Below are 18,995 nucleotides of genomic sequence, written 5' to 3' on the forward strand. Positions count from 1 at the left end.
CAAAGGAGAAATGTAATCCATGACTAAATTATTTTCCATGATTTTTACACTGGCATTTTTTTCTTTAGCCGTTTTTTATGTGTATACAATTGTCAATCAACTGATTATACACCCCATTTTATTACTTTTATACATTGTAATAATTGTAATTATATTCAAGAAGAAAGTATACAAAACTTCTGATAAATAGAACAAACATTCCCTCCCCTCCTCTCCCCTACCGATCTAAAAACCTATGAAATTAGCATTTTATTAAACTATTAAGAGTGGGGAAGGGGAGGGACATAGTTATCAATTAAAATTTTAATTATCAATTGCAAGAAAGGAATAAATTTACAATGAAAAAAGAAATCAATATTTACGAAGCATTAAAAAATATACCTCAAAAACATCAAATTTGGTTTAAATATTTATTTCCGGATTTAACATTCAACGGTGGACAATTTGATTTTGAAAAAGTAAAGAATCAAACAGGAATAAAAACCGAATTTCCCATTAGAAGGTGGCAGAGTAGCGATGAGTACAAAAATCTTGTCGCTCTTTATTTATCATCAAAAAGTGCTAATGACTTGATAAAAGTTTATAAGATTGTCCAAGAAAAAGCCATTACTGGTGATGACAAGGCGGTTAAATTATTTTTATCCGTTAGTAAAGAGATTGATTTGCATAAAAAAGTTGCATTAAAAGCATTTACAAATTTAGATCAAGAACAATCAGATGAGGGCGAGGATGGACTAGAGTTGTAAGGTCACCCGTTATCGTTACCCAAAGGCGGGTAACCATTAAAAACCTTGTGGGTAACGTAAAATAGACCATTTTAAGGGTGTGAATATCGAGGGTAACGCTGAAAAAATCGGTGTTATTTTCGGTATTTTTTTATGTCAAAAAGGAGGTATTTCATGAAATTAACCACTAAACAAAAGTTAAAAAAAATAATGAATGATTTCCCTTTATTTTGTAAGAATTTTATCGAGATCATTGACAACGATGGGAACAAAGTAAAATTAAACTTAAATAAGGCGCAAGATGAGTTATTTGATTTGTTAAAAAATAATAGATACATTGCATGTAACAAGGCAAGACAATGCGGAATATCAACTGAAATGCTCGCTTATGGCTTATGGAGAGCGTTAAAAAACGATAACCAAAACATTTTGATTGTGAGTTATAAACAAGATTCGTCCAATGCCTTGTTTACCAAATTAAAATTTATGAATGATTGGCTACCTAGAGATAAGTACCCAGACCTTTTTAGTAAGGTTAGACGTGACAATAGGGGAGAATTGCTATTTGAAAATGGGTCAAGGGTAACATGTGCGGTGGCGGGCAATGGTGCGAGTGACATTGGACGTGGTTCATCATACAACTATTGTCACATTACAGAGGCAAGTTTCTTTCATGACTTTGATCGTCAATTGCTTTCCCTTGAGCAATCGTTGTTAAAAGGTGCGGATAGTCGCATCACTATTGAGACAACCGCAAACGGTATGAACGCATGGTACAAGTTATTTAAAAAGGCAATGAAAGGGGAATCAAAATATAAAGCGTTCTTTGTACCGTTTTATCATGATTTGTATAAAGAACAATTTAGATATGAGCATGATTTGGCTGAACAATGGCACAAAGAAGCGTATGGCAGAAGGTTGCAAGCAAAGGATTTAGAAGATGATGAAATACCGATTTATCAAAAATGTAACAATTTACGCTTTATCATGTGGAGAAGATTTAAACTTTTAGATATAGAGTTGCAACAATTCCACCAAGAATATCCCTCAACATATTTAGAATCGTTTGTTAATTCGGCTGCTACCATTTTTGACAATCAAAAAGTGTTAGAGCGTATTGACCATGTACTTATACCCCTACCCAAAAAACACATTATTGATAAAATTCCCAAAGATTTACAGAAATATATTGGAAAAGAATTGTTGATCTATCACTTGCCAAAAGGTGGTGCAAAATATTATGGCGGTGTCGATAGTGCGACAGGTGGAAAAAATGACTATTCCACCATATCTATTTACAACGAGCATGGAGAAGAAGTGGCATCATTCGGTAGCAATAAGATACCTGTTTATTTGTTTGCCCCCATCATCAATGCTCTAGGTCGTTTTTATAGTTATGCATTCCTATGTATAGAGCGCAACAACGTTGGTATAACGGTCATTGAGCGCCTTAGAAAGGAATACATCTATTTAAACCTCTACAAGCAAAAATTGTTTGACCAAAAAGGGAAGTTTAGACCCCAATTAGGTTGGACAACTACCGCAATTAATAAATCTATCCTCATTCAAGATTTTAAAGAATCCTTTGAAACTGGAAATATTCTCATACATACAAAAGAAACCCTTGAACAAATGCAGATTTTTATTGAAAGAGATAACGGTTCTACCGGCAATAAAGGCGGTTCAAACAACCATGATGATTTTATTATTTCCAATGCTTTAGCAGTACAAGCGCTTAAAACAGGTAAATATTACGTATAAGGAGTTGATTTGATTGGATTTACAACAATTTATTGCGAGAAACTACGACAATGAGCCATATTGGTTCGTCTCTTTTTGTGGTGATGTAAAACATCAAGTGAGAATCAATGAGATTCTTGATAAAAAAGAGTATCTGAATGGAAAACACTATATCACAACTAGGCCAAACGAGAAATTTAATGGTCAAGAGTTTGAAACAAGACGTATTATGCTTAATTATGCTAAAACTATATTAAACTTTCAAACGGCTTATTTGCTCAAGAATCCAACGACATTAAGCGGTGACAGTAAGGTAGTTAAAGAGTTTAAAAAGGTATATAATAGAGCAAAATTGCATAGGATTGACCATGACATTTTAGATAAAATGATTAAATATGGTAATTCCTATGAATATTTATATTTTGACAACAAACAAAACATTAAAAGCAAACTGATTGCACCAGAGGACAGTTATCCAATTTATGATCATGCTAACAATATGATTGGCTTTGTTGAGCATTATACGGTTGATTTTGTTAGTTACTGGACAGTTTATACAGATAATATGGTCTATGAGTATGATAATGCACAAGGTGAAACGCCACAATTGACGAGTGAATCAACAAATATAAGTGGTTTACCGATTGCCTATATTAATGAGAACGAATTGAGTGATGTGTACGGTAAATCTAATTTAGATGATCTGATTAGCATATTAGACAGTTTGGAAATGCTAGTAAGTAAAGCGAATGATGGATTTTACAAATATATTACAGGTATTCCAGTTGTAACAGGTCAACAATTAACAAATAGCAACTTGCCAAATGATATTATTGGTGGTGGGTTAAATCTTGATGATGGCGCAACGTTTGACTTTAAGACAAATAAATTTGACCATCAAGCGTTTAAAACACTGTATGATAACTTGATTAATGCTTTACTTGATATATCTAGTACACCTGCGGTCAGTATGAACAAAGCAGAAATAAGCAATTTGAGTGAAGTATCAATAAAACTTTTATTTAATTTAGCAGATATTAAAGCAAGTTTAAACGCTAAATATTTAGAAGATGGCTTTGACGAACGTTTTGAGCGTATTAGACGAATGTTAGAGTACAAAGGCATAACATTTAGTGATGATGATTATAACACCTTAGATGTAGTATTTAGTCCATCAACACCTAAAAATGAAAAAGAGATCATTGATAATCTTGTTGCTTTGCGTGGAATTAGTGCGGTATCCATTGAGAGTATCCTTGAGAATGTGCCATATATTAATGATAAGGTGGAGGAAATGAAACGATTGGATAATGAAAGTGAAAATGTGGATAATGTGGATAAGGGAAATAAAGTTGACGAATAGAAAATAAGTTGCACAAGGGAAACATTTATAAATAAGAAACGTTGATATGATGGGAAATAATCTGGGAAATAATAGGGCTTAGGTTTATCGCTCTGTTATCTCCCTATATTTTGCCCCCCCACTTAGCGGGAAATCATCAATTTTTTAAAAAATAGGGGAGAAGGTTCAAAAATTTTGATGATTATTTCCTAAACTATCTAATAGAGATATTTTTATGGTGAAACTACAATATTGTATATCCTTTAGCGAATTAACGTAATCAAATATGCGTAAAACGTAAGTTATACGCCATGATGTAAAATTCAGATAATTTATAGAAAGTCAATAATATCAAGGGTTTTGGCGTTTCTTGGAGGTTTTATGGTAAGTAGTAAAATAAATATGGTGCAATAAAACGTTTATTTTAACAAAAATACGAACATAAAAACCTAATATATGGTAAAAATAAGGGATTCCCATCTCTATAATTACAATATATGGTAAGTTAAAATAATAGACGATACCCCTAATTGCAAAATATTTCCCTTAGCATACTGCCTTTTGCACACACGAAAAATTTTTAAATTTTCAGAAGGGAAATACTATTTTATATCGAATTACCTAGTAATATGGATATAAATAAAATGTGTGAGGGGATATTAATTGAAGAAAATTATTTTTATAATAATATTAATTTTCACATTAATTCTTGCAGGTTGTGGAAATAACAAAGAAGAAAATAGTAAAAGTGGATCAAGTGAAAGTAAACAAGAAAAAGTACATAAAGTTAAACATGAACCCGATAAAGATATAGCGAAAGAGGTAAAAACACAATTTATAGATAATGTTAATAGTGCTACTAAAAAATTAACAGATTTAACTAATGATATGACTTTAATGAAACCTGGAATATCCAATATGGATCATGATGATCTTATGGTTTGGGTAAATGATTGGGAAGGAAAGATGGAAGATATAAATTCAAATATGGATAAGTTAAAAACGTTAAGATCAAATTCTAACCTAAATGTAGAAATGCAAAACAAAATGCATGATTTAATAGGGAGTTTAGGAGTAGTAGTAGATGGATATTCATATGCTTTCGATTACATGAAAAATCATAATGGTGATGTACTAACGATAGTTACAAAAGCGATTAACACGTATATTACAAATACAAATTATAGCGTAGATGAAATTTCAACAGGATTAGATGATCTTAAAATTATGGAGCCATAGGAGTTTCATAGTATATACATTTTTATGATTAGAAGGGAGTAATTACTCTCTTCTTTTTTATTACCAAAATTAAGGAGACGATTAAATGAATTATATCCAACGATTAAAATTAGAATTACAATCCATCACACTTGATGACACTACACTAACCATCTACCTCCAAGAGAACAATATTCAGAGTCCAGAGTTGGACTATAATCCTTCTCTATTTACCGATAAACTAGCCATCCTACAAACAACGTTAGCCATCCTTGAATCTATCGCTAATGACCCGCAGCTTATGAAAAACTATACCGAAGAAGGCACAACGGTACAGGGTTTTGCTGACGCTTTACGTAAACGTATTGATCAATTAGAGAGTAAAATTAGAACATTATTAATCAATAACGACACAAATAATAGTACGTTTATGTTATTTTAATACAGCGCAACCTTGCGCCATCAAAATTTACAAAGGAGTGATTTAATGAATATATTTAATCCAATACAACAAGATAGACAATATATTTTTAACAATCTCGGCCAAGATATTTTAATCAATGACACAACCGAACCAATTAAAGCCATCATCAATCATGTGGCACCTAATAAATTTTATGATGATCTGAATATTGTAACGCTTACATCTATTAATCGTGGCGATATTGTGACCTATAATAATAGACATTATTTAATCCTGTCAGAGGTTAGTACAGACCGCTATGGTAAGTTTAAAGCGGTCATGAGACATCTTACCTACATCCTTAAAGTTAAAACTGGTACAGAGCAAACATGGGATGGTCAAACGGTTGATCAATTTGGTACTCCTGTTTATACAACGGTAGATAAATACGAATATCCTAGAGTTTTCGTGCAAAATGACCCATCTATTCAAATACAAGACACTGGTGGTATCACCTACATTGATAGTAAAATGCAAGTCATCATGCAAGATAAACAAGATTCTCCTTTTATTGTGGGATTACAATTTAATCTTAATGGCAAACGTTGGAAAATTATAAGTGTAGATGTATCTAAACAAGGTATTCGATTACTTAATTTAGATAACGTTGCAGAGGACACCAACGACCCTATAACGCATGATATGGTGGACGGTGATGAAATACCTTCAGACACCTCTAACCCACCTAATACGGGCGATACAGGGGATACAGGGGATTCTGAACCTACTGAACCTACTCCAACAGAACCTACTCCAAAATATGCAACAACAGGTGACGATCAAATAGATGAATTTGTTTTAAGACATCAAGGTGACAATGGCAGTGATGACTTAGGCGACCCGAACAATCAAGACAATACGAATTATTGGAAGTATGATTGGGATGGTGAAACCATTGACGACTTTGGCAATCCTGTTTATTCGTATATACGTAAAACATATGATGAGTTGGTTGCTGAATTTGAATCGTAAAAGGAACAAATATAATAAAAGAAAGTCATTTAATTTTTGTAAAATAATGCTTGCTTAATTACCGAAATTGTTATACAATTATCCCAATAAATAAAGTAGAATGAACCAACGAAGTGGTTTATTGCATGATAACGAATATTGCTTACATAAATCGTGAAAACCTTGATACATCAACGTTTTACACTGTCTCCATGTCCAAAGCTAAACCGACAAACTCCGAGTTCATCGCCATGGTGGCAGATAAACTCAGAATAGAAAATAAAGCGGGATAAAGACTAGTAAAAACAAAATATTTAAAAAAACAAAAAACCTTCGTTAGTTTACCCTAATGAAGGTTTTTTTGTGTTAAAAAGTGCATCCTAAAATGAGGGAAGATTTTCTCTGATTGAATCTCAATTTATTAAATCCGTACGTTTATATCTAGCATCTTAGGGTAACTTAATCTTATGCAGATCTAACCTTTAGGTATAGGGGGTAATCGTTTAATTCGAATTTATCTGTATTAATTAATATTTGAGGTGATTAACTTTGTTAGACATTTTAGTTGCGCTCATCCCAGCCGTTATGTGGGGATTCTTACCAATAGTATCATCAAAACTTGGAGGAAAGGCACAAAATCAAGTTTTAGGTACAACATTTGGCGCTTTGATTTTTTCAATTATCGCCTTCTTTGTTGTTCATCCCAATACATCTTTCCATATTCTGCTCATCGGTTTTATTTCAGGCTTATTTTGGTCATTAGGACAAATGAATCAATTTATCGCGTTTAAGTCTTTAGGTGTATCAAAAACAATGCCTATGTCCACAGGAATGCAACTTGTCGGAACAACCTTGTTCGGTGTTTTTTTATTTCATGAATGGTCTACGACGACAAAGCTAATATTAGGAATTACAGCGATCATTTTAATTATTGTTGGAGTATTTCTAACATCATTTGGTGAAAAGGATGAAGATAATGCGCAAAACAATCTTATTAAAGGTATTACAACTTTAATTATTTCAACCATTGGTTATGTTGTTTATATTGTTATTCTAAGATATTTCAACATCGGTGGTTGGGAAGCCATTTTGCCTCAATCGATGGGGATGGTGATGGGAGCATTATTATTAACCATACGACATAATCAATTTAACAAATATACACTACGAAACGTATTAACAGGTATCATGTGGGGAATAGGTAATCTTGGTTTGCTTATAGCGACACCTCGCGTAGGCGTTGCTACGAGCTTCTCTTTGTCTCAAATGGGAATTATCTTTTCCACACTGGGCGGAATCTTCTTATTAGGTGAGAAAAAAACAACTAGACAAATCATATTTGTATGCATTGGATGTTTACTCGTTGTTGCAGGCGGGGTATTTATTGGATATGCACGATCACAAGGTTAAACATTGATTATATTAAGGAGTGAATAAAATAATGTATAAAGATTTAGAGGGTAAAGTAGCTGTCGTAACAGGCGCTTCAAAAGGAATTGGACGCGCTATTGCCACCCGATATGGACAAGAAAAAATGAAAGTCGTGGTTACATACCGAAGTGGTGAAGAAGAAGCTCATCAAATTGTTGATGAAATAAAACAAGCGGGTGGAGAAGCTATTCCATTTCGAGCTGATGTCAGCAAAGAAGAAGATGTTATTGCACTTATAAAAGCCGCTGTCGATACATTCGGAACAATAGATGTCATGGTCAATAATGCTGGTATGGAAATACCATCACCATCACATGAAATGAGTCTTGATAATTGGAACAAGGTTATAAATGTGAATTTAACAGGTGTATTCCTTGGTTGCCGTGAAGCCCTTAAATATATGGTTGAACATGATATTAAAGGAACTATCATTAATATGAGTAGTGTACACCAACAAATTCCATGGCCTTTATTTGTTCATTATGCTTCGAGTAAAGGCGGTGTTAAATTATTGACCCAAACCCTTGCAATGGAGTATGCGCCAAAAGGAATTCGTGTTAATGCCATTGGTCCTGGCGCCATTGATACACCGATCAACGCAGAAAAATTCAAAGATCCAAAAGTAAAAGCCGATGTCGAATCTATGATTCCAATGGGTAAGATAGGAGAGCCAGAAGAGATTTCCAATGTTGCTGCTTGGCTCGCATCAAAAGAAGCCAGCTACGTAACAGGCATTACTTTATTTGCCGATGGTGGAATGACGCTTTACCCATCTTTCCAAGCAGGTCGAGGTTAATCTTTTAAACTGGATAGATATTTTCACAAATGATGAACTGGCCCAAATTCACATAAGACAAGAAAGCTTAAGGCTGCCTTTTTCCTGTCATGAGCAGGTGAAAGGCAGTTTGATTTTTGGAAAGGATCGTAAATTACATTAGTGAAGAAGGGACCAACAAACAAGGAGACAAATGCTGATTTATATATCTCTCCAAAATACGGCTTAAACATTACACCTATTTTTTACAAATCATCCAAATTAATAAAGGTTCAATAGAGGGAAATGAGGCAAAAATAATAACAATGAAATAAAATGTAGTCATTGATCAAAGTTTTATGTAAAATAAGATTGAATCAATATTTAAAGTTTAGTTCGGTTTATTCACATTCCCCATTCATTTACGTTATAATGGGTACTGGATTAACTTTATAAATCAAATTGAGAATGGAGAGTTAGAAAAATGGAAAAAACATATTCAGTAATTGATGAAACAGGAATTCACGCACGCCCAGCTACTGTCTTAGTTAGTGAAGCGAGCAAATTCGAATCAAATATTGAACTTGCTTATAATGGTAAAAAAGCAAATTTAAAGTCAATTATGGGAGTTATGGCTCTCGGCGTCACTCAAGGTGCTGAAATTACAATCAGTGCAGAAGGTTCTGATGCAGAAGCTGCTTTAGAAGCTCTCGACAAAGTTATAAAAGAAACTGGTTTAGGAAAGTAATTCCTTTACGCTTTAAAAAGGGACAAGGCATCATGCCTTGTCCCTTTTTCACTAGTTTATATAAAATTGTGTTATAATTGTTTATAACTAAAAATTGAGGAAGAGGAGGGCAAATAGAATGGATATCATTTTAAACATGTTAAATGATTCAACGATATATATCGCGACAATAACCTTGTTTATTGTTTTATCCATTAATTTTACAAGCGTCTTCCTCAGTCATTACTATAATTCAGATTCTGTCAAAAAAGAACGTTGGATTTATACGAATTATTTAGTCAAAAAATCGGTTCAAGATCAAGTGATGCCGATCAATGTCTTTATACATTGGGTAGCTAAACACATACGCCGAAAAGAAAGGCCAAATGACGATTCAACCGACCATTGCGGCCTCCTCATATCATAATGATTTAAAATTAGAGGAGGACCTAATGAAAAAAATAATAATATTTGTCGGGTTGTTAAGCATGATTTTATTACTGTCGGGATGTCAAATGAATGTAGGATCAGGGTTTCACCACTATATTGTTGAACCCTTTGCATCTTTAATTCATCTCACAGCAACTTTATTTTCGGGAAGCTATGGCATCGCCATTATCGTTTTAACATTGATCATTCGTCTCGTTCTTGCACCCTTAATGATTAAACAAATGATCAACCAAAATGAAATGCGTGAAAAGATGGAACGCGTAAAGCCCGAAATGCAAGACATTCAGGCAAAAATAAAACAATCAAAAGACACTAAAGAGCAGAGAGAATTACAACAAGACATGATGGCCTTGTATAAGAAGCATGGCATTAATCCTTTATCAATAGGATGTTTGCCCATTCTTATTCAAATGCCAATTTTATCTGCCTTCTATTTTGCCATTCGTGGTTCACATGCTATTGCCTCACACACATTTCTATGGTTTAGTTTAGGTGGTCCCAGTCTTGTTTTGACCATCCTTGCTGGGATTATTTATTACGTACAATTTAGAGTTCAACAGACCATGATGACTGTTCAACCGGAGCAAGGACAAACAATGAAGATGATGGGTTTTATGTCACCGCTTATGATTGTTATGTTCTCATTTAATTCACCTGCCGCTTTACCGTTATATTGGATCGTTGGCGGTGCATTTTTAATCGTACAAACGTATGTGACCAAGTGGATCATTACCCGTCAAAAGCAAACGGCCGAAATTTAATCATGCCATACATTTGATCAATAATAAAATAAAGTGAAACTTCCATCAGTGGGATTTTACTAGCCGTTAAGGCGGGATAGAAATAAACATACGCTGCAATATCATCTAGAGTTGCAGCGTATGTTTTTTATATTATTTGAAAAAGGAGTTTTTTCAATAGTGGTGTTAAGTATAAAGGAATATCTTTTATTGTAGGAATGATTAAACAGTCTCGACCGTAAATTTTTTTCATCGTGTCTATTTCTTTATCTTGTGAATCCTCACTTCCCAAAAATACACCAATGACTTCAATACCTTTTTTCCTAGCGTTTGAGACGGCTTTATACGTATCAATAATTCCGTTATTGTCATTATAGTTGTACGCTGACGGTTCACCATCTGAAAATACAAGTAAAATTTTTCTTTTCTCAGGACGGATGAGCAGTCGCTTTTCTACTTGCCTAATGGCATAGCCGTCTCTATTATCATCTTCTGGAGAAAGCTGAAGAATCCGTGGTCCAGCGGATTGATGAAGAGATTGTTGAAATGAGATCACTTGGAATATGGTATTTGGCTGTTCAATATCAGTTGCTTCCATCGCGTCTTCCCAAAAACCTGTAATTTCATGTGAAATCTTTAGTGCTTTTAACGTTTCATGAAAAAGAATAACACCTTGCTTCGTTTCCTCCATTTTATCAACCATAGAAGCTGAACAATCCACAAGTAAAGAAAAAGCAGCGTCTAACTGTTGATCCTCTTCCACGTTTTTTTTGTAAAATAGGGTTGGTTGATTTTGGATAAGTAAAGAAGGCAATTTCTTTTGTGTCAATCGTCCAAAATAACGTTCGTGCCGAGGGGCAGTTTGTTTTTGTTCAATCGTTTTACGCAATGTTAAAGATAATTGCCGTTCTAGCGATCCAATCTGTTCACGTACTTTCTGATACTCTTGGATTTCTTCATAAGTAGGTTTAATCGATGTTTTTTCAATCCGTTTTGCATGACGATTGACTTCACTATCCTCGTTAGAATGGAGAGAATGGGTAAATTGTCTTGTTTCTTGTTTCTTTTCGATAGAATGATCATCTTGTTGATGATTGGATTGGTTTGATGAAGATTGGAAGGTACCAGCTGCTTGATCACCCGATTCTATTCGGGTAGTATCACCATCTGTTAAATTTGTTTTCTTTCCTTGATCCAAATCATGCTGCAATAAATTATCACCAATCATTTGCTGTTCTTCATGCCAAGTTGACCATTTATCATCTTGTGAATTTTTTTCTTTTGAAAGGTGTTCTTCTGACTGACTTTGACATTTATTTGATGGTTTTAATTCTTTGGTTTGTTTTTTGTCTCTTATTTGTTCAGATAATCCAAAATATATGGCTTGCATGTCCTTTAATCCAGATTTTAATGAAGTTCCAAAGGTTTTGACTGTTTGTCTAACCTCTTCTGTGCTATTGAGTTGATCGATCATATCAGATAAATGACGAATGGCAGGTTTAAGAAACAAAAAAGAGGGAGGCAAAGCCACTGGACGATGTATTATCTGTAAATATATACAACAGAAAATCATATCTAGCCATTCCTTATTTCTTTTATGATGAGTAAAGCGTTCTCTAAAACGCCGTTGGAACACGATTTGTCGAAAGTTAAAGGCATCTCTCATTCCTGCTCTTTCCGTTATACATAACTTCTCTAATCGTCGATCTTCAAGAAGACAGAACAATTGCTTACTAAATTGAGGATACTTCAATTGATTGACCTCATGACGAAATTGCATGAAAACGTTTTGGTCCGAATAGTGATGTTCTCCAAATGCTCGGAGGTAAACATCACTTTTCATACCTTCCATTTTTCGTTCTGATAATAAGCGTGACCAATAATGACTAACTGTAAGACGTTTTAAATTTTTTTGATAGTATGAATAAAACGTAAACTCAACATCTAATGTCGGTTCTTGTGATAAAGTTCGTGCAAGATCTGTTAAAGCCATATTGATAAAAGGGTCCGTTTGTTTATCCATAAAATCTAAAAATTTCATTAAAGTGCCCCTTTTTCTTTTTTTAAGTTATGGTACATGACCGTCGTCATATTTCTTTTTTAAAAGGGTTAATTATAAAAAATTATGATGACGTAAATAAGGTCGCCGCAATATTTTCAATGCTAATTCTTTCGCGCTCATCATCTAGTTTGCTGCTGATTGCTCGTGTAATGGCTCTTTTAGCAGGCATATAGACGGATAGGTCGCATGCATCTAATAATGAACGTATGGATGCTCCTTCATCAGAAATTTGACCTTCTTCAACTTTAGAAGTTAAGTCACGACTCAGACGTACAAATTGCTTCAACAACTGCTCATCTTTTTGTTCAGATTGTTCTTTTAACATCTCAAATAAGGCTTCACCTTGAATATATGGAACGTCAATAATAACAAAGCGATTTTTTAACGCTTCATTTAATGGAGTGGTTCCAATGTACCCCTCATTAATAGCTGCTATGACTCCAAACCCTTCTTTAGCATATATGGTTTCACTCGTGAAGGGATTGAGGACCATTTTCCGATAGTCCAAAACGCCATTTAATATTGGTAAAGTTTCTGCTTTTGCTGTATTAATTTCATCTATATAGAGTAGATGACCTTGCTTCATGGCCTTTTCGACGGGTCCAGAGACAAATTGAATTTCAGCTTGATTGGCTTTATTGTATGTGATGGTTTTATAACCCAACAAGGCTTCGGCATCCAAATCAACAGAACAATTAATTGAATACATTGGTTGAAACATCAGATTGGATAATAATTCAGCCAATTTTGTTTTTCCAGACCCAGTCGGTCCTTTTAATAGAACATTTTTTCCTAGACTGAGAGAAACGATGGCATCGAAGATAATTGAGTCGTCAGGTGCTGTATACCCACTTTTTCCAATGTATTTTTTTATTTCTTGTGATAGTAATTTTTCATTTTTATTTCTTACCTTCATAATGTGCTCTTTGATTTGCTCTGGTAAAAGTTTTAAATACGTTAATTCCAAATGGTGAGACATAGAACCCTCCGTCTATTAATCATTTTCTTCTATTATATAGGAATAAGAAGATGTTTTCTTCTAAACAAACAGTCATGCTGTTTATTAAAGTTGAAAGATAAGCAAATAAACAGTAAAATGAACTGAGATATTTTTACAATAAATCATTCATAAGTCTGTTTTATTAATGAGTGGAAGCTTAAGGAGGTATTCATCATTGTCCTTCGAATCTTGCATTGCAATGAAGGACAGTGATTAATATATCTAACACTCTTCCTACAGAAACGATTAAGAGAAGGGGACAGTTATGGCAATATCAGTTGTTAGAGGTGCACCACAAAAGGTACGAAGTGGACAAGGCGTATTACGTGATTTATCTCAAGAGTTACTTGATAATCACTTCAGTAAAATTAACCTTATTACTGGGCTGAAATCATGGGAGGTAGCAAAGCCTTATCTTAATCTTCCATTTGAACCAAATATCCAGAGATATGCGGGAGATTGCACTTTAGAAGAAGTAGATCGTCTGACAGAATTGTGTAGTTCATCAAAAGGGAGCATCATTATAGGTGTCGGTGGTGGAAAAGTTCTCGATTTATCGAAAGCGGTCAGTGTGAAATTAGGGATTCCTGTTGTCTTAATTCCCACCATTATATCTAATTGTTCTCCTTGGGCACCATTAAGTGTTTTTTATCGTGATCATCAATATACCCATTTTGAAGTTTTTGAAGTAAGTTCTTGGTCCGTATATTTGGATACGGATTTGCTGATCCAAACGCCAACACCCTATTTTATACAAGGTATTGGAGATACATTAGCTAAATGGTATGAATGCGATTGTTTATATCGTCAACTTGATGAACCCAATTTACTAACGACAATTGGACATCAAAGTGCAAGACAATGTTTTGATCAATTAATCAAATATAGTGAGGAAGCCCTAACAGCTGTGCAAACTGGTAAAGTTAATCATGCTTTTCGTCATGTTTATGAAACGATTATTGGTGTAGCTGGAATGGTGGGTGGATTTGGCGACCGCGTTGGTCGAATTGCTGGTGCGCATAGTATCCATAATGGATTAACTGCTTTGGATGGGACGCATAATATTCTTCATGGAGCTAAAGTCGCTTATGGGATTCTTGTTCAATTAGCTCTTGAAGGTCAAATCGGAGAAATTGATCGTCTCTTGCCTTTTTATCAGAAATTAGGATTGCCGACCAATCTCAAGGACCTGGATGTTGAACCGAATATTTTAAACATGCAAGTTATTGCTAAGCGAGCCGTTCATCGATCCGAGTCCATTCATTTTATGAGAGAGGAAACATACAAAGCTGATGAAGTTGTAAAAGCTATTCAAACAGTCGAATCTATAGCATATGTATAAAAAAACGTCAGATCATTGATCTGACGTTTTTACATGTGAAATTCCTCACAGATATTAACTACTTTTTATAATAAAATAAAAGGTGTAATAATTGGTGCGAATATAAGGGTCAGCAAAGCTGCTACAACCATGGCTAGACTTGCTGCAGCTCCTTCCTCTGTTCCAAATTCAAGAGCTTTTGATGTACCAGCACCATGTGCACCCATCCCAAGTAATAATCCTTTAGCCAGTTTCTCGCGTATATGAAAGAAACGAATGATAATTGGGCCGAGTATTAATCCACAAATACCTGTGACAATAACAAAAATCGCAGTCATGGTTGGTACTCCGCCAATATCTGCTGAGATAACCATAGCAATAGGAGTCGTCACTGAACGGGGTAATAGACTGAGTAAATAATCGTTTTTTAAGTGCACTAAATGGGCGTATATTCCGGAACTTGCAAGAGCAACAATGGCCCCTGATGTCATACTAACTAAAATCACTCTCATATGTTTTTTTAAAACAGCCCGATATTTATATAACGGAACCGCGAAGCCAACAACGGCTGGCTGAAGCATGTTTGTCAACCAACGCCCACCTTTATCATAATCCGTATAATCAACACCTAAAAGAATGATACATGATGAAAGCAGCACAGGTGCTACGATTAACGGTGAAAGGATAAATAGTTTACTTTTTTTATAAATAAATTTCGCAATGATATAAGACACAATGGTCATAATAATACATAAAAAACTAACTAACATTTAACGGTATCTCTCCTTTTGTCGTGAAAATCGTTCAGCGACAATTCCTGTGACGATCATAACAGTAATCGTACTTAAACAAATAACCAGTAAAAATTGTGTCCCATAATTAAAAATGGCTTCTTTATATTGAAGTATCCCAACGGCTGAAGGAACGAAAAATAGCAACATCTCAGCTAATAAGAAACTGGCGCCCATTTCAATTTTTGATATAGGGAGAATTTTAAAATATAGCAAGGCAAACACAATAAACATTCCTATAATACTCCCAGAGATAGGAAGGTGTAGAAGCAAAGATAAGAGATTTCCTATTATGGCGAAGAAGTATAATACCGCTACCTGAATCACGATCTTAAATACTTTTATCAAAATTACACCTCCTTAAATGATGAAACTAAATGATGTTACTCTATATTTAATCGTTTTTATGATTCGATAATTTTAATTATACATCAGACAGTATATTAGGTGAAATACATATAAGTTAAGTTTATGATTCGAAAAAAGAATAAGTCTTTATATATTAAAGGCGCCCTTATGATTGGGAGCTTCGTTTTTATCATAATTAGGTCATTTTTTTACGAATTAAGGGTATTAAGGTTATAAGAGAATAAATGTGATTAATAATCGATGAATGATTGTGTTTTTACAAGGTAAAAATAAGGTCAAGTGTTATCTATTATAAAAATCGATAAAAGCAAAATGTTTGACAGAATTCTGAACTTGTATTGAACAAACAATAATTGTGATAAATATCACAGTATCAGACTGTTTTGTTTGGTAAGTTATGCATGTGATTTAATTCACACTGTTTATTAAGAAAGATCCTATGGAAGATCTATGGACTTTTAATTGAGCTCTTTATTTCTAATCTATTGGTTTTCGTTTTGCATTTTCATTACATGGATGTACGACGGTTATCAATAAAGGTGTAGCGGTCGTATTTGAATGGAAAGTCTGAGAAGGTGAGGAGGTTTGTTCCTAAAATAGATAAATTCCATCGATTTAATGATTTTTATTTTAATAAAACGTAATGAGAAGGTGTATGTTGATGAACTGGACACAAATTTATGATCCGATGAATAATATCTGGTTTTCAGCTATTGTAGCTGTTATTCCAATTGTAATTTTCTTTCTTGCTCTCACAGTATTTAAAATTAAAGGACATATTGCTGCTTTTATCACTGTTTTATCTGCAATATTAGTTGCACTTATTTTCTATCATATGCCATTAAAATTATTAATTGGCGCCACAGGTTATGGCTTTGTTTATGCATTGTGGCCAATTGCATATATTGTAATTGGTGCTGTATTCTTATATAAATTATCAGTGAAAAGTGGTCAATTTGAGATTATCCGGCAATCGATTGTTTCTTTAACAGATGATCAAAGGTTACAAATGCTTTTAGTTGCATTTGCATTTAATTCATTTCTTGAAGGTGCTGCTGGTTTCGGTGCTCCAATTGCCATTACTGCGGCCTTGTTAGTAGGACTTGGTTTTGATCCACTAAAAGCTGCTGGTCTCTGTTTAATTGCTAATATCGCCCCTGGTACAGTCGGAGCAATGGGGATTCCTGTTATCGTTGCGGGTCAAGTCACTGGTATTGATCCAAAGGAAATTTCCATTAACTTAAGTAATTATCTTCCTATAATATCTTTCATAATGCCATTTTTCTTAGTCGTTGTTATGGACAGTTTTAAAGGTTTAATAAAAGTATGGAAACCGACTTTTGTTGCGGCTATCTTCTATGCTATATCCCAATGGGCAACCTTTAGATTTATTGGTCCAGAATTACCAGACATTATTGCACCGATCGTATGTATCATAGCTTTGGCTGTTTATCTTAAAGTATTTCAAAGAAAAGACGCAAAACAAGAAAAAGCTGGTGATGGACTTACTCTAGGCAAAATAGTTAAAGCTTGGTCACCATTTATTGTTTTAACTATCTGTGTGTCAATTTGGTGTACATCAATATTTAAAAACTTATTTTTGCCAGGCGGGTTATTAGAAAAAACAACACTTAATATTCCTGTCCCATGGTTAAACAATTTAGTTATTAAATCTGCGCCACTAGTACCAAAACCTACTCCTTATGCAGCTATGTTTAAACTTGATCTCATTTCTGCTACGGGTACAGCTATTTTAGTTTCTTGCATCGTATCGATGATCTTGCTTAAAGTTAGTCTTAGAGCAGGTGGAGAAGTTTTAGCTGAAACAATTAAAGAACTATATAAACCGATATTAACGATTATGCTAGTTTTAGCTTTTGCTTTTGTCGCAAATTATTCAGGTGAATCTTCAACTTTAGGAATTGCTCTTGCAAATACTGGACACTATTTTCCAATCTTTGCACCAGTTCTTGGTTGGCTTGGAGTATTTTTAACTGGTTCCGTTGTATCTGCCAATGCCCTGTTTGGTGGACTTCAACAAATTACAGCAAATCAAATTCATGTTGCACCACTTGTTTTAATCTCTGCTAACGTTGCTGGTGGTGCGATGGCAAAAATGATTTCACCACAGTCTATCGCAGTTGCGTCAGGGTCAGTTGGACTTGTAGGTAGAGAAAGTGAACTTTTCCGATTTACTGTAAAATATAGTTTGATTTTCTTAGTTTTTGTTTGTATTGTTTCATACGTTCAATCTATACTTTAATATGAACAGACATTTAAGCCAGCCATGCACAATAAAAGCGTGGTTGGTTTTCATTTATTCCACATTAACGGCGAGTATTGACCCCCACCTGAAGATAGTTAGTGTAAACGAGCATTCCTAGGGGGGGACCCACACGAACCCGATTATCCGGGGTTTCACTGATTGGAGTCTCACTTATTTTATTTTAAAATAGTATTGACATGTGTAAAAGAACATGGTAAAGTATTTTAAGTCGCTTAATTAAACAATTAAAAACACATAAAAAAGATGTTGACATGATTGTTTAATAGAGTTATAATTAGAAAGTTGCTGTTGCGAAACACTAATAAGAATTTGAAAAAATATTGACAACAGCTTTTGAGTTTGATATAATAAAAAAGTCGCTGTTGTGAATCAGTGATATGAAATTTAAAAAAAGTATTGACAATGGCCTTTAGATTTGATATAATTTAAAAGTTGTTGTTATAAAAGTTTAAGAGATTGTTCTTTGAAAACTAAACAAAAGCCAAGCGTAATATCAAACGGGTAACACTGATTGATTTCTTTGAAAAAAAGAGCGATGGATCAAATGAAACGATTTAATTATTTTTTTGTTCATTATAAATGAACTAAAGCAGGTTAAGGAACTTTGACTAACGTCGAAGTTTT

18 protein-coding genes are annotated in these 18,995 nt (G+C 34.1%); 14 read left to right on the plus strand and 4 right to left on the minus strand.

All coding sequences use genetic code 11. The features are described from left to right. Positions 1-314: 314 nt before the first annotated feature. From GMB86_RS11890 to yidC, 12 genes are all read left to right on the plus strand, one after another. The gene (locus GMB86_RS11890; RefSeq protein WP_230459101.1) at positions 315-746 is read left to right on the plus strand and encodes a hypothetical protein; all 432 of its coding nucleotides are present in this window, start codon (positions 315-317) and stop codon (positions 744-746) included. Between the two features lie 153 nt (positions 747-899). Next, positions 900-2,486: a terminase large subunit domain-containing protein gene (locus GMB86_RS11895; RefSeq protein WP_230459102.1), complete on the plus strand. Its 1,587-nt coding sequence runs from the start codon at positions 900-902 to the stop codon at positions 2,484-2,486. Between the two features lie 13 nt (positions 2,487-2,499). Then, a complete protein-coding gene (locus tag GMB86_RS11900; RefSeq protein WP_155220239.1) occupies positions 2,500-3,828 on the plus strand; it encodes a phage portal protein in 1,329 nt (442 codons plus the stop codon). Between the two features lie 642 nt (positions 3,829-4,470). Continuing rightward, positions 4,471-5,046, plus strand: a complete 576-nt coding sequence (locus GMB86_RS11905) for a hypothetical protein (protein WP_155220241.1) — start codon at positions 4,471-4,473, stop codon at positions 5,044-5,046. A gap of 85 nt (positions 5,047-5,131) precedes the next feature. Next, positions 5,132-5,467 carry a hypothetical protein gene (locus GMB86_RS11910; RefSeq protein ID WP_155220243.1) on the plus strand — a complete coding sequence of 112 codons (336 nt, stop codon included), beginning with the start codon at positions 5,132-5,134 and terminating at the stop codon, positions 5,465-5,467. A 45-nt stretch (positions 5,468-5,512) separates the two neighbouring features. After that, on the plus strand, positions 5,513-6,460 hold the full coding sequence (locus GMB86_RS11915; protein WP_155220245.1) for a hypothetical protein: 948 nt from the start codon (positions 5,513-5,515) through the stop codon (positions 6,458-6,460). A 113-nt stretch (positions 6,461-6,573) separates the two neighbouring features. Next, positions 6,574-6,732, plus strand: coding sequence for a sporulation initiation factor Spo0A C-terminal domain-containing protein (locus GMB86_RS11920; RefSeq protein WP_408033839.1), 159 nt, complete (start codon positions 6,574-6,576; stop codon positions 6,730-6,732). A 256-nt stretch (positions 6,733-6,988) separates the two neighbouring features. Continuing rightward, positions 6,989-7,849, plus strand: a complete 861-nt coding sequence (locus GMB86_RS11925) for a GRP family sugar transporter (protein WP_155220247.1) — start codon at positions 6,989-6,991, stop codon at positions 7,847-7,849. Positions 7,850-7,880: 31 nt separating this feature from the next. Further along, positions 7,881-8,666: an SDR family oxidoreductase gene (locus GMB86_RS11930; RefSeq protein WP_155220249.1), complete on the plus strand. Its 786-nt coding sequence runs from the start codon at positions 7,881-7,883 to the stop codon at positions 8,664-8,666. Between the two features lie 442 nt (positions 8,667-9,108). After that, positions 9,109-9,372, plus strand: coding sequence for a phosphocarrier protein HPr (locus GMB86_RS11935; RefSeq protein WP_141191425.1), 264 nt, complete (start codon positions 9,109-9,111; stop codon positions 9,370-9,372). A gap of 118 nt (positions 9,373-9,490) precedes the next feature. Then, positions 9,491-9,778 (plus strand): hypothetical protein, encoded by a 288-nt coding sequence (locus GMB86_RS11940; protein WP_141191426.1) that lies wholly within the window; start codon positions 9,491-9,493, stop codon positions 9,776-9,778. A gap of 25 nt (positions 9,779-9,803) precedes the next feature. Continuing rightward, positions 9,804-10,562 carry a membrane protein insertase YidC gene (gene yidC / locus GMB86_RS11945; protein ID WP_155220250.1) on the plus strand — a complete coding sequence of 253 codons (759 nt, stop codon included), beginning with the start codon at positions 9,804-9,806 and terminating at the stop codon, positions 10,560-10,562. A 127-nt stretch (positions 10,563-10,689) separates the two neighbouring features. Here the strand turns inward: yidC and GMB86_RS11950 are convergent, their stop codons facing one another. Both GMB86_RS11950 and GMB86_RS11955 read right to left on the minus strand, forming a co-directional pair. Next, positions 10,690-12,582, minus strand: coding sequence for a vWA domain-containing protein (locus GMB86_RS11950; protein ID WP_155220252.1), 1,893 nt, complete (start codon positions 12,580-12,582; stop codon positions 10,690-10,692). Positions 12,583-12,664: 82 nt separating this feature from the next. Next, entirely contained in the window at positions 12,665-13,582 is a 918-nt protein-coding gene (locus GMB86_RS11955; protein ID WP_155220254.1) for an ATP-binding protein, read from the minus strand. Between the two features lie 286 nt (positions 13,583-13,868). Between GMB86_RS11955 and GMB86_RS11960 the strand changes: the two genes are divergently transcribed. Further along, complete coding sequence (locus tag GMB86_RS11960; protein ID WP_155220256.1) at positions 13,869-14,945, plus strand: iron-containing alcohol dehydrogenase family protein; 1,077 nt, start codon at positions 13,869-13,871, stop codon at positions 14,943-14,945. 65 nt (positions 14,946-15,010) lie between these two features. On the opposite strand, the gene GMB86_RS11965 is transcribed toward GMB86_RS11960, so the two are convergent. Both GMB86_RS11965 and GMB86_RS11970 read right to left on the minus strand, forming a co-directional pair. Continuing rightward, a complete protein-coding gene (locus tag GMB86_RS11965; RefSeq protein ID WP_155220258.1) occupies positions 15,011-15,694 on the minus strand; it encodes an LrgB family protein in 684 nt (227 codons plus the stop codon). Then, positions 15,695-16,063 carry a CidA/LrgA family protein gene (locus GMB86_RS11970; RefSeq protein WP_155220260.1) on the minus strand — a complete coding sequence of 123 codons (369 nt, stop codon included), beginning with the start codon at positions 16,061-16,063 and terminating at the stop codon, positions 15,695-15,697. Positions 16,064-16,742: 679 nt separating this feature from the next. Between GMB86_RS11970 and GMB86_RS11975 the strand changes: the two genes are divergently transcribed. Next, positions 16,743-18,347: a lactate permease LctP family transporter gene (locus GMB86_RS11975; protein WP_196220215.1), complete on the plus strand. Its 1,605-nt coding sequence runs from the start codon at positions 16,743-16,745 to the stop codon at positions 18,345-18,347. Positions 18,348-18,995 lie beyond the last annotated feature (648 nt).

The organism is Terrilactibacillus tamarindi (genome assembly GCF_009718825.1).
Taxonomy (GTDB): Bacteria; Bacillota; Bacilli; order Bacillales; family Sporolactobacillaceae; genus Terrilactibacillus; species Terrilactibacillus tamarindi.

Excerpts from the sequence above, each read along its gene's own strand:
- GMB86_RS11950 (WP_155220252.1), bottom strand. The coding sequence starts at position 12,582 with ATGAAATTTTTAGATTTTATGGATAAACAAACGGACCCTTTTATCAAT.
- GMB86_RS11955 (WP_155220254.1), bottom strand. The coding sequence starts at position 13,582 with ATGTCTCACCATTTGGAATTAACGTATTTAAAACTTTTACCAGAGCAA.
- GMB86_RS11915 (WP_155220245.1), top strand. The coding sequence starts at position 5,513 with ATGAATATATTTAATCCAATACAACAAGATAGACAATATATTTTTAAC.
- GMB86_RS11965 (WP_155220258.1), bottom strand. The coding sequence starts at position 15,694 with ATGTTAGTTAGTTTTTTATGTATTATTATGACCATTGTGTCTTATATC.
- GMB86_RS11910 (WP_155220243.1), top strand. The coding sequence starts at position 5,132 with ATGAATTATATCCAACGATTAAAATTAGAATTACAATCCATCACACTT.
- GMB86_RS11940 (WP_141191426.1), top strand. The coding sequence starts at position 9,491 with ATGGATATCATTTTAAACATGTTAAATGATTCAACGATATATATCGCG.
- GMB86_RS11930 (WP_155220249.1), top strand. The coding sequence starts at position 7,881 with ATGTATAAAGATTTAGAGGGTAAAGTAGCTGTCGTAACAGGCGCTTCA.
- GMB86_RS11935 (WP_141191425.1), top strand. The coding sequence starts at position 9,109 with ATGGAAAAAACATATTCAGTAATTGATGAAACAGGAATTCACGCACGC.
- yidC (WP_155220250.1), top strand. The coding sequence starts at position 9,804 with ATGAAAAAAATAATAATATTTGTCGGGTTGTTAAGCATGATTTTATTA.
- GMB86_RS11895 (WP_230459102.1), top strand. The coding sequence starts at position 900 with ATGAAATTAACCACTAAACAAAAGTTAAAAAAAATAATGAATGATTTC.
- GMB86_RS11960 (WP_155220256.1), top strand. The coding sequence starts at position 13,869 with ATGGCAATATCAGTTGTTAGAGGTGCACCACAAAAGGTACGAAGTGGA.